This is a genomic window from Kitasatospora sp. NPDC059088, from assembly GCF_042738155.1.
In the GTDB taxonomy this organism is placed as follows: domain Bacteria; phylum Actinomycetota; class Actinomycetes; order Streptomycetales; family Streptomycetaceae; genus Kitasatospora.
In genome coordinates, this window is sequence record NZ_JBHYGR010000012.1 from 12217 (window position 1) to 24306 (window position 12090).

Below are 12090 nucleotides of genomic sequence, written 5' to 3' on the forward strand. Positions count from 1 at the left end.
ACGGACCCATGACTTCCTCCTCCACCTCCTTCACCACCACCGATGGGAACGGCGGTGCTCTCGCGGACCCCGAGGGGAACCGCCGACAGGTGCTGTACTGGCAGCTGCTGGCGCGTCTGTTCGACCCGGCGGAGCAGCCCGCGCTGGAGACGGCGAGTCTGGCCGTCGTCGAGGACCTGGGCCTGCCCGCGGGCCTGCTGGACCCTCGTACGTCCGTGGACTCGCTCGTCCAGCGCCACCCCGGCCTGGCAGCGGAGTTCGACGGCCTCCTGGTGCCGGGCGCCGACGCCGACCTCGAAACCGACGCTGACGACGCCGCCGCCGACACTGACACCGAAACCGATGCCGCCGCCGCAGGCCCGGTCGGGGCCCGCGACCGGGCCGCCGAGGTCCGGCGCGCGGCCCTGTACTCCAAGATCCTCCTCAACGCCCTCGCCACCGGCTCCGGCACGGTGACCGCGGGCCAGCTCTCCCGCTGGCAGTCCGACGCGGGATGGCTGGAGCGCGCCCTCGGCTGCAAGCCCGGGGAACTGCGCGCCGGCCGCCACGCAGGCCTCGGCCGTCAGACAGGCCTCGGCCGTCACGCCGGCACCGGCATCGGCACCCCCGGGACCCCCGGCACCCCGGACCTGTCCACGCTGATCCCCGTGATCGGCCCCGAGCTCGCCGCCATCGAGGCCGATCTGGTCAAGCGGATGCGCCTGCGCGAAGTCCTCGCGGACAGCAGGCTCGCCGCCCGCCTCACCCCGAGCATGTCGCTGATCGAGCAGCTGCTGCACGACAAGGGCAACCTCGACGGCACCGCGCTCGCCAACGCCAAGGCCCTGATCCGCCGGTTCGTCGACGAGGTCGCCGAGGTGCTGCGCACCCAGGTCGAGAAGGCCACGGCGGGGGAGCTGGACCGCTCGGTGCCGCCGAAGCGGGTGTGGCGCAACCTCGACCTCAAGCGCACGGTCGAGAAGAACCTCGTCAACTGGAGCCCCGACGACGAGCGGCTCTACGTCGACCGGCTCTACTACCGGCACACCACCCGCAAGACGACGCCGCAGCGCCTGATCGTGGTCGTGGACCAGTCCGGCTCGATGGTCGACTCCATGGTCAACTGCACCATCCTCGCCTCGATCTTCGCCGGCCTGCCCAAGGTCGACGTCCACCTGGTGGCGTACGACACCCGGGCCGTCGACCTCACCCCGTGGGTCCACGACCCGTTCGAGACGCTGCTGCGCACCCAGCTCGGCGGCGGCACCGACGGTACGGTCGCCATGGCCCTCGCCCAGCCGAAGATCGCCGAGCCGGTCAACACCGTCGTCGTGTGGATCTCCGACTTCTACGAGTGGCGCGGCGAGGAGCTGTTCGCGCAGATGGCCGCCGTGCACCGCTCCGGCGTGAAGTTCATCCCGGTCGGCTCGGTCACGAGTGCGGGCCGGGGCAGCGTCAACCCGTGGTTCCGCCAGCGGTTCAAGGACCAGGGCACCCCGGTGCTCTCCGGCCACATCAACAAGCTGGTCCACGAGCTCAAGACGTTCCTGACCTGAGCGCCGCACCGCGCCGCACCCGTTCATCCCCCATTCCCACGCCGCAGAAAGGCTCCTGCCCGATGTCCGACATGCTCCGCGCCCCCGCCGAGACCAAGTACGCCGATGAGCTGGACTACCTGGAGTCGGTCGACTCCGGCCCGAAGCCGTCCACGTGGCGGCTGTCCCCGAAGATGATCCGCACCTTCGTCCTCGGCTCCGAGCCCTCCGACGGCATGGAGCGCGAGGTGGCCCAGAAGTGGTTCGGCGAGCGCAGCGTGGTCGAGCGGGCGATCGTCACGCTCGCCTCCGACCGCGGCCTGCTGCTGCTCGGCGACCCCGGCACCGGCAAGAGCTGGCTCGCCGAGCTGCTGGCCGCCGCCGTGTGCCGCAACTCCACCCAGGTCGTGCAGGGTACCGCCGGCACCACCGAGGACCACATCAAGTACTCGTGGAACGTGTCCATGGTGATCGCCAAGGGCCAGTCGCGCGCGTCCATGATCCCCTCGCCGATCATGACCGCGATGGAGACCGGCACGATCGGACGCTTCGAGGAGCTCACCCGCTCCACCAGCGACGTCCAGGACGCGCTGATCTCCATCCTCTCCGAGAAGTACGTGTCGGTGCCCGAGTTGAAGGGCGAGGACGGCACGGTGTTCGCCAAGCCCGGCTTCGCGGTGATCGCCACCGCCAACAGCCGCGACCGCGGCGTCAATGACCTGTCGTCGGCGCTCAAGCGGCGCTTCAACTTCGTCCAGATCCCGGTGGTGACGGACAAGCGGAGCGAGGCGGAGATCGTCCGCTTCCGCACCGAGGAGCTGCTGCGCCGCCACCAGATCGAACTGGACGTGCCGCCCACCCTGCTGGACGTACTGCTGCGCTCCTTCGAGGACCTGCGCGCCGTCGCGACGGCGGCGGGCAGCGACGACGAGCGGCTGGAGTCGGCCCTGTCCACCGCCGAGCAGATCGGCGTACTGGAGGACGCCATCCTGCACAGCAACTTCTTCGGCGAGCGCGCGCTCACCGCCCACGCCCTCGGCTCCTCCCTGGTCGCCTCGCTCAGCCGTCGCGCGCCCGAGGACACCAGCATCCTCACCAAGTACCTGGCCAACACCGTCCACCAGCGCAGTGAGCAGGAGGGCGGCGAGTGGCCGCAGTTCCTCGCCGCCGGCCTGGACACCCTCAAGGCGCTCGCATGAGCCGCGCCAGCACCCGGGTGCCCGCCCCCGGCGGGCACCCCGGCCCCGACACGTTCAGCGCGCTGCGGAGCCAACTCGACGCGGCTGCCGCCGAGTTCGCCGACGGCCCGGGCGCCCTGGACGGCATCCTCCGCGGCCTCGTGAGCGACGTCGAGCGTGCCCTGCGCGAGCCGCTGGAGATCTTCCCGGTCTGCCACCACTCGCCGGCCTCCGCCACCGCCATGGCCCGCCACCTGCGTGCCCGGCAGCCGAGGACGGTCTTCCTCGAACTGTGCGAGGACATGGCCCCGTTGCTCACCGAGCTGCGCAACTGCCGCCTGCCGGTGGCCGTCCAGGCCTTCGCCACCCGGATCGACGGGTTCCCCGCCGACTGGGCGCCGCTGTCCGTGGTCGCGCCGATCACCGAGGCCTCCGCCGAGTACCAGGCCATCGCGTACGCGTTGGAGACGCCCGGCGTGGACCTGGTCCTCGTCGACCGGTCCTCGGACCACGTCTTCCAGTGGCAGCCCCGCCCGGACGCCCCGGACAGCGTGGACGGCTCGGACGCCGCCGAGGCCGCGGCGGCCGCCGCCGCCCAGGCCGACGTGGGCGCGGCTGCCTCCCAGGAGGCCGCACTGCACGGCGACGCGGTCGGCGTCGAACTGGGCGACCTGCGGCCCCGCTTCGCCGACCTCGAACGGCACCTGCTGCGCCACGGCAAGGTGCGGCACTGGTCGGAGTGGTGGCACCAGTACGTCGAGGGGCCGCTCGGCGACGCCGACCACGACACCTACCGGCAGGTCATGTTCCTGATCGGCAGCCTCTTCCGCCGCCTGGCGCCCGGAGATCCGGGCCGTGTGCGGGTGGACGAGGACCGCGAGCGGTACATGTGGACCCGCATCCGCGAGCACCTGGCCGCCACCGGCGCCGACCCGGCGCAGAGCGTCTACGTCTGCGGCGCCTTCCACGCCGCCAGCCGGGTCGAGGAGTTCGGCCTCCACGGCACCGACACCTTCGCCGTGCCCCCGCGCACCGCCACCGAGTGGCAGTACGGCCTGATCCCCTCCAGTCACACCGCCATCGAGAGGCAGTTCGGCCTCGAAGGCGGGTCGGTGTCGATCGCCGCCGCCCAGTGGGAGAAGAACCTCAAGCGCACCCGGGTCCAGCCCTACCGGCTCAAGGGCCAGGCCGGTGCCGGGGCGAAGGCCACCCGCGCCCGCAAGGCGGTCGCCGCCGCCCCCGCCGCGGACGGCGACAGCACCGACAAGCTGGCCGGATTCCTGCAACGACCGCCCGCCCTCGACCAGTTGGACCAGGAGGAACTGCTCGGCTGGTCCGTGGAGATCGTGCGAGCGGCCCGCCGCAACGGCTACCTCGCCTCCACCGCCGACGCCATCGCCGTGTACGAGACGTCCATCCTCCTCGCGGGCATGCGCGACCGCGCCCGCCCGACCCCGTACGACTTCCAGGACGCGGCCGTCACCTGCATCGAGAAGGAGACCGTGCCCGGCCGGCGCGACGTCCGGCGCCTGGTCGAGATCATGATGGGCGGCGACCGGATCGGCCAGGTCGGCTACGAGTCGCTGCCCCCGCTGGCCCGCGACGTCCACGACCGCCTCGCCCCGCTCGGCCTCAACCTCCAGGCCCGCGGCGTCAAGCGCGCGCTGCTGGACATCAAGTCCCAGCCCGACCTGCGCCCCTGCTCCGACGTGCTCTGGATGCTGCGCCACCTGATCCCCGACGCCGCCCGCCCGATCATGGGCGAGCGCACCCTCGGCGACGAACCCAAGCAGGAGTCCTGGGACCTCTCGCTCGGCACCCACCAGCGCGCCCTGATCGAGCTCGGCTACGAAGGCGTCACGCTCGAACAGGTCCTCGAACAGCGCCTGCGCCGGGAGGCCAACGCCCCGCAGGCCAATGCCGCCGTCGTCCTGCGGACCGTGGAGGACGCCACCCTGTACCTCGGCAGCCGGCGGCTCGCCGACGAACTCGGCGCCCGCGCCCTCCAGGTGCTGACCACCGAGCGCAGCGTCGACGGCGCCCCCGAGGTGCTGCGCCGGGTCCGGAAGCTGCTGGCGTTCTACCGCACCGGTGAGCCGGTCCTGCCCCGGTGGATCGAGCGGTTCGCCGAGGCCGGGTACGCCCACTACTGCGCCCTGCTCCCCACCGCGTTCACCGACGAGACGGCGACGGTGCGCCAGGTCGCGGCCATGCTGAGCTTCCTGTTCAGCATGGAGGGCCTGGCCCTGTCCCTGGGCGGGGACCGCGCCCAACTCGAACTCGCCGTCGCCCGGTCCGACCCGCAGGACCAGGCCAAGCGCGCCCTGCTGTGGGCCGCGCGGGTCCACCTCGGCCACCTCACCCGCCAGGACCTGCGCGAGCGCTGCGACGAACTGCTCGGCAACCCGCTCCTGCTGCCCGCCTACCCGCGCTACCTCAGCGGGCTGCTCCACGCGCTGGAGCCGGTGCCCAGCCTGGTCGACCTCGTCGTCGAGGCGGTCTCGCACGCCTTCGCCCGCCTGCCCGACCCGGTCCTGCTGCCCTGGCTGCCGACCCTGATCACCACCCTGCGCAGCGGCGGCGCCGAGCTCGCCCCGAAGCTCACCAAGGAAGCCGGACGCATCTTCCCCGGTCGGCTCGCCGAACTGGACACCTGGGTGCCGCCGTGGCTCGCACCGGCGCCCCAGCCGGTCCGGCCCGGCGGTGGCACCGCCGGACGGGGCTCCGCCCTGCTCGCAGCGCACCCCGCCGGTTACGGACCGCCCCCCGTGCCGTCGCCACCGGCCCACGACACCCGTCAGCGCGCCGACGGGACGAGGACGGTGCGCTCGAACGGGCCGCCGTGCGAGGCGGCGTACGCGACGGCGTCGTTGACCGCGTCGAGGCTGAACGACCGGACCCGTTCGGGGGCGAGGTCCAGGGCGCCCGAGGCGAGCAGCCGGATGATGCCGACGTTCGCCGTGCGCGGGTACATCCACTGGCCGCGCACGGTGACCGAGTTGCGCATGAGCCACGGGTAGGGGAGGGCGAGGTCGTCGCCGCCGAGCATGCCGACACCGCCCATGAGGACCACGCGCCCGTACTCGCGCACGGTCATGGCCGCCGTGCGCGCCACCGAGCTGGGTGCGCTCGGCGGCAGCAGGTCGAGCACCATGTCGATCGGGCCGTCGCCCGCCGCGGCCATCGCCGCGCGGTCGTCGGCCTCGTCCCCGGTGAGCGGGACGGGGCGCACCCGGGGGCCGAACCGGTCGGCGAGGAGGTCGAGCGCGGCCCGGTTGCGGCCGGGGGCGACCACCAGGCCCGCCCCCATCGCCAGCGCGAGCGCGACCGCGCTGCTGCCGAGGTTGCCGGTCGCCCCGCTGACGAGCAGCGTCTCACCGGCCGCGAGCCCGCCGGCCAGCAGCCCGCCGTACGGGATGACGTGCACGCCGAGCGCGGCCCAGCGGGCCGGGTCGTCCCCGGCCGCCGGGGGCAGCGGGTACACGTTCTCCGTCGGGACCCGCATGAGCTCGGCGAAGGACCCGTCGTGCAGGTACCGGGCGAGCCGCGCGCCGCCCTCGCCGCGCGAGCTCCAGCCCTGGAGGGTGATGTCGGGCGTCAGGGCGTCGTCCCGGGAGCGCACCGTGCAGTCGCACCACACCAGGTCGCCGACCCGCAGCCGGGTGGCGTCCGGGCCCACCTGGACGACGCGTGCCACGCCGCCGATGCCGGGCACGACGGGAGGCACGAGGGGGTACTTCCGCTCGCCGCCGAACACCTCGGCCGCGTACGGGGCCACGCAGGCGGCGAGCACCCGGACCACCACCTCGCCGCCGCCGGCCTCGGGGTCGGGCACCTCCCGCACCGTGAGCGGGGCACCGAACCGCGTCAGGACTGCTGCTCGCACGTGTGAGCCTCCATGGTCGTCTTCGTCTGCGGACGCCTTCGTCTGCGGACGCCTTTGTCTTCGGACGTCTCCGTCCGTGCTCGTCGTGATCGACCCTAGGAGCCCGGCGGGCATGCGGGAAGCGACGATCGAGCACGTGTGGTATGCGTATGCGGCATGGACGTCTCCAGTACCGGCCTGCGGGTCCTGCGACAGATCGCGGAGTCCGGCAGCTTCACCGCGGCCGCCACCCGGCTCGGCTACACCCAGTCGGCGGTCTCACGCCAGGCCGCCTCCCTCGAACGGAGCGCGGGCACCGCCCTGTTCGAACGCCGCCCCGACGGAGTGCGGCTCACTCCCGCGGGCCTGACCCTGCTGCGCCACGCCCGGACGATCCTGGACAGCCTGGCCGCGGCCGAGCGCGACCTCACCGGCACCGCCCCGCAGGCCGAACTGCTGCGACTCGGACTGTTCCTGAGCGCGGGCGCGGGCCTCCTGCCCCTTGCGCTCGCCCGCCTCGCGGCAACCGACCCGCAGATCACGGTCACGACCACCGAGGGCGCCACGCCCGCCCTGGTCCGGGCCCTGCGCGCGGGCTCGATCGACCTCGCCGTGCTGTCCTCCCGCCCGCCCCACCGCCCTGTGGACGGCGAGTCGCCGCGCCTGCACGTCGAGACCGTCGCGGACACCGAGCTGCTCCTGGCGGCGCCTTCGACCGGAGGGTTCGCCGGCCGCACCGCGGTGCACGTCGACGAACTGCTCGACGCCCGGTGGATCGCCACTCCCGCGTCCGGCTCCGAGCCGCTGCTCGGCGTCTGGCCCGGCCTGCCCGGCCGGCCGCGCATCGTCCACTCCGCGCGCGACTGGCTGACGAAGCTCCACCTGGTCGCCGGCGGCTTCGGGGTGACGACGGTGCCCGCCCGGCTCGCGCCGCTGCTGCCGTCCGGGGTGAGCCTGCTGCGCGTCGAAGGCGCCCCGCCCGAGATCCGCCGGATCCTGGTGGCCCGACTCCCCGGCCGCCCGACCCCGACCGTCACGGCCGTCACCCGGGCCATCGTCGCCACCGCCTGATCCGGGTGGGCACCCCAGCCCCCCGAGCCCCCCGACCCCCCGACCCCCGTGAATGTGAACGGACGATGGGGCGCGATGCCCCTCTGCTGCGGGGGTGTTTCGTTCTCATGTCCATGTCCCCTGGTCACTGGCGCTACGACACCAGTCGTACACAGACTCGGATCCGCACGACCGTGCCGTCCGACTCCGTCCGACTCCCAGCTCCAGGAAGTTCTGCCGCCATGCGCACCTCCCCCAGACCCGACGTCCCCCAGGCGCTTCCGCCGCACCTGGTGGGGAGGTGCGCTCCGTGCTCCGGTACGTGACCCGCAGAGCGGCGGGCTGGCTCCTGGTGATCGCCGTGGCCACCAACGCCACCTACTTCCTGGCCAGTTGGTTCCTCGACCCGCGCTCGAACTTCAAGGAACTGCGCCCGGTCCGCACCGAGGAGCAGCTGTCCCGGGCCCTGGCCCCGTACAACCTCGACCCGCACGAACCGCTGCTCCACCGCTGGTGGGACTGGCTGACCGGCGTGGTCCTGCACTTCGACTGGGGCCGTTCCCCGGTCGGGGTCGAGGTGAACGGGGAGATCGGCTACCGCTCCCTGGTCAGCGCCGAGTTGGTGATCGGCGCGACGGTCCTGTCGGTCGTCGTCGGTGTCGCGCTCGCGGTCCACACCGCCTCGCGCCAGTACGGCTGGCGGGACCGGGCGGCCCAGGCCGTGTCCATGGCGCTGTTCAACGTCCCGGTGTCCATAGCCGCCCTCGCACTGGTGCTGCTGGCCATCCGGCTGAACGAGCAGGCCGGCTGGCACTTCCTGTACGTCGCGGGGGAGAACTCGCCCGACGTGGAAGGGTTCTGGGCGACGCTCGGTGACCGGCTGCTGCACCTGATCCTGCCGACGCTGACGCTCACCCTGACGGGGTACGTGGGCTACCACCTCACCCAGCGCTCCCTGCTGCTGGACGTCATCGGCTCCGACTTCGTGCGCACCGCCCGGGCCACCGGGCTCACCCGCGCCCAGGCGATCCGCCGGCACGCCCTGCGCACCGCACTGATCCCCACCGCCCAGTCCGTGGCGTTCAGCATCCCGGCGGTCTTCACCGGCGCGGTCCTCACGGAGACGATCTTCGGCTGGAACGGCATGGGCCAGTACTTCATCCAGACCATCAGCAAGAACGACGTGCACGGCACGGTGGCGACCGCCGCCTTCGCCGCCGCCCTGACGGCGGTCGGCGCGATCCTCGCGGACATCGCCACCGTCCTCCTCGACCCGAGAGTGCGGGTGAACTGAGATGGCCGTCCCCGTGAGCCCCGACGCGACCTCCGAGGGCGCGCTCGCCACGGCAGCCGCACCCGCCACCGGCAGGCCCGACGTGCCCGACGTGCCCGACGGGCGCTACCTGGGCCGGCGCCGCCTCTACCTGCGGCGCTTCCTGCGCAACCGGACCGCCGTCGCCGGCGTGGTGATCTTCCTGCTGCTGGTGCTGTTCAGCGCGCTCGGCGACCTCCTCACCCCGTACGGCTACGCCGACGCCGACTTCTCGGCACTGACCCAGGCCCCCAGCGCCGAGCACTGGTTCGGCACCAACCAGGGCGGCAACGACGTCTACGCCGCCGTCGTGCACGGCCTCCAGCGCTCGCTGGTGATCGCGGTGAGCGTGTCCGCGCTGACCGTCGCCATCGCCGCGGTCGTGGGCGCGGGCGCGGCCTACCTCGGCGGCCGGGTGGAGAAGGCCACCCTCGCCGTCATCCACTTCCTGCTCATCGTGCCCTCCTTCCTCGTCCTCGCCCTGGTCTCGCACCGGCTGGCGGGCGACTGGCGGGTCCTCATCCTGGTCCTGACGGTGTTCGGCTGGATGTCCACCGCGCGCGTGGTCTGGTCGGTGTCGACGTCCCTGCGCGAGCGCGACTACGTGCGCGCCGCCGAGTACATGGGCGTGCGCCCCCTGCGCATCGTGCTGCGCCACATCATCCCGAACCTGGGCTCCCTGCTCATCGTCAACCTCACCCTGGGCGTGGTCTCCACCGTGCTCAGCGAGACCGCCCTGTCGTTCCTCGGCTTCGGCGTGCAGACCCCGGACGTGTCGCTGGGCACGATGCTCGCCGACGGCGCGGGCACCATCACCAGCGCTCCCTGGCTCTTCGCCTTCCCCGCCGGGCTGACCGTCCTGCTCACCGTCTCGATGACCTTCGTCGGCGACGGCCTGCGCGACGCCCTCGACCCCACGTCCACCACCGGCGCGGCAGGAGCCCGACGATGACCTTCGCACCCGCCCGCCGTACCGGGCCCGCAGCGGCTCCCGCGGCCGCCCCGACGGCCGATCCGACACCCGCCCCCGCGCCCGCACCCGTGCCCGCCCCCGTCCTCTCCGTACGCGACCTGCGCGTCTCCTTCCCCTCCGAGGCCGGCCCGGTGGAGGCCGTGCGCGGCATCGACTTCGACCTGCTGCCCGGGCGCACCCTGGGCATCGTCGGCGAGTCCGGCTCGGGCAAGTCCGCCACCGCCCTCGCCGTCATGGGCCTGCTTCCGCCCACCGCGCGCCTCGGCGGCCGGATCCTGCTGGGTGGCCGCGACCTCGCGGCGATGGACGACAAGGCCCTCTCCCGGGTGCGCGGCAAGGACATCGGCATGGTCTTCCAGGACCCGATGTCCGCGCTCACGCCCATCTACAGCGTCGGCCGGCTGCTCTCCCAGGCCCTGCGCGTGCACCGGGACCTCACGAAGCAGGACGCGTGGGAGCAGGCGGTGGAACTGCTCGACCTGGTCGGCATCCCCGACCCGCGCGAACGCGCCAAGTCCTTCCCCCACGAGTTCTCCGGCGGCATGCGCCAACGCGTCGTCATCGCCCTGGCCATCGCCAACAAGCCCTCGGTCCTCGTCGCCGACGAACCCACCACGGCGCTCGACGTCACCGTCCAGGCCCAGATCCTGGACGTGCTGCGCCTGGCCCAGCGCGAGACCGGCGCCGGCCTCGTCCTGATCACCCACGACCTGGGCGTGGTGGCGGGCCACGCCGACGAGGTCGCCGTCATGTACGCGGGGCGGATCGTCGAGCACGCGAGCGTCGACGAGCTCTTCCGCCGCCCCACGATGCCGTACACCGCCCGCCTGCTGGCCAGCGTCCCCACCGTGGACAGCGGCGTCGAACGGCCCCTGATCCCGGTCGGCGGGGAGCCGCCGTCCCTGGTCGGCCTGCCCGGCGGCTGCCCCTTCGCGCCCCGCTGCGCGGTCGCCCAGGACGTGTGCCGGACCACCGAACCGGTCCTGACCGCCCCCGGCCTGACCACCCCTGGCCCGACCACCGTGAGCGGGCAGCAGCACAGCCGTGTCGCCTGCCACCGCGCGCAGGAGATCGCCGACGGAACCCTCGACCCGGCCGGGGAGGCCGCCCTCGTACCGCCGGCCGGCGGCGCCGGGGAGCGGACCGTCGGCGAGGTGGTCCTGCGGGTGGAGGACCTGGTCAAGACGTTCCCCGTCACCAAGGGCGCCCTCCTCAAGCGCCGGGTGGGCACCCTGCACGCCGTCAACCAGGTCAGCTTCGAGGTGCGCGCGGGCGAGACCCTGGCCCTGGTGGGGGAGTCCGGCAGCGGCAAGACCACCACCCTGCGCGAGGTGCTGCGGCTGCGCGCCCCCGAGGGCGGCCGCATCGAGGTGGCCGGCACCGACGTCGCCACCCTCCACGCTGCGGTCCAGGTGCGCGAGCTGCGGCGCGACGTCCAGATCGTCCTCCAGGACCCGACGGACGCCCTCGACCCCCGCCTGACCGTCTTCGACCTGCTGGCCGAACCGCTCCAGGCCGCCGGCGCCGACCGGGCGGCCATCCGCTCCCGGGCCACCCGGCTGCTGGACGTGGTGGGCCTGGACCGCGCCATGGGCGACCGCTTCCCCGCCGCCCTGTCCGGCGGCCAGCGCCGGCGCGTCGGCATCGCCCGTGCCCTGGCCCGGGAGCCGAAGCTGCTGGCCCTGGACGAGCCGCTGTCCGCGCTGGACGTCTCCGTGCAGGCCGAGATCATCAACCTGCTCACCCGGCTCAAGCGCGAACTGGGCCTGGCCTACCTGCTGGTGGCCCACGACCTGGCCGTGGTGCGCTACGTCTCCGACCGCATCGCGGTGATGTACCTCGGGCACATCGTCGAGTCCGGCGCCACCGAGGAGATCTTCGCCCGGCCCCGGCACCCGTACACCAAGGCCCTGCTGTCGGCGATCCCGGTGCCCGACCCGGCACGCGAGCGCCACCGCGAGCGCATCGTCCTCGCGGGCGAGCAGCCCAGTGCCACCCGCCTCCCGGAGGGCTGCGTGTTCGTCGACCGCTGCCCGCTGTACCGGGAGGCGGACGAGGCCGTACGGACCCGCTGCCGCACCGAGCGGCCGGCGACCGCCGCCGCCCCGGACGGCTCCGACCACCAGTACGCCTGCCACGCGGTCTGACCCCGCACCGGCAGCACCCGCCCCTTCCCCTGTTCACCGATCCCACCGATT

Annotated in this window: 7 protein-coding genes and 1 pseudogene; 7 read left to right on the plus strand and 1 reads right to left on the minus strand. The window is 73.4% G+C overall.

The annotated features are described in order from the left end of the window. Positions 1-8 precede the first annotated feature (8 nt). The 3 genes from ACFWXO_RS08075 (at position 9) to ACFWXO_RS08085 (ending at position 5712) form a co-directional block, all read left to right on the plus strand. On the plus strand, positions 9-1535 hold the full coding sequence (locus tag ACFWXO_RS08075) for a VWA domain-containing protein (RefSeq protein WP_380522798.1): 1527 nt from the start codon (positions 9-11) through the stop codon (positions 1533-1535). A 62-nt stretch (positions 1536-1597) separates the two neighbouring features. Continuing rightward, positions 1598-2713 (plus strand): AAA family ATPase, encoded by a 1116-nt coding sequence (locus ACFWXO_RS08080; protein WP_380522799.1) that lies wholly within the window; start codon positions 1598-1600, stop codon positions 2711-2713. Beyond that, a complete protein-coding gene (locus tag ACFWXO_RS08085; protein ID WP_380522800.1) occupies positions 2710-5712 on the plus strand; it encodes a hypothetical protein in 3003 nt (1000 codons plus the stop codon). The genes ACFWXO_RS08080 and ACFWXO_RS08085 overlap by 4 nt, the downstream gene beginning before the upstream one ends. Before the next feature lie 461 nt (positions 5713-6173). On the opposite strand, the pseudogene ACFWXO_RS08090 reads toward ACFWXO_RS08085, so the two are convergent. Continuing rightward, a pseudogene (locus tag ACFWXO_RS08090) lies at positions 6174-6692 on the minus strand (alcohol dehydrogenase catalytic domain-containing protein); the annotation flags it as partial. Between the two features lie 42 nt (positions 6693-6734). On the opposite strand from ACFWXO_RS08090, the gene ACFWXO_RS08095 reads away from it, so the two are divergent. The 4 genes from ACFWXO_RS08095 (at position 6735) to ACFWXO_RS08110 (ending at position 12039) form a co-directional block, all read left to right on the plus strand. Further along, positions 6735-7628: a LysR family transcriptional regulator gene (locus tag ACFWXO_RS08095; protein ID WP_380522801.1), complete on the plus strand. Its 894-nt coding sequence runs from the start codon at positions 6735-6737 to the stop codon at positions 7626-7628. Positions 7629-7917: 289 nt separating this feature from the next. Continuing rightward, positions 7918-8901: an ABC transporter permease gene (locus tag ACFWXO_RS08100; RefSeq protein WP_375893758.1), complete on the plus strand. Its 984-nt coding sequence runs from the start codon at positions 7918-7920 to the stop codon at positions 8899-8901. Between the two features lies 1 nt (position 8902). After that, entirely contained in the window at positions 8903-9871 is a 969-nt protein-coding gene (locus tag ACFWXO_RS08105) for an ABC transporter permease (RefSeq protein WP_380522802.1), read from the plus strand. Further along, entirely contained in the window at positions 9868-12039 is a 2172-nt protein-coding gene (locus ACFWXO_RS08110) for a dipeptide ABC transporter ATP-binding protein (RefSeq protein WP_380522803.1), read from the plus strand. The genes ACFWXO_RS08105 and ACFWXO_RS08110 overlap by 4 nt, the downstream gene beginning before the upstream one ends. Positions 12040-12090 lie beyond the last annotated feature (51 nt).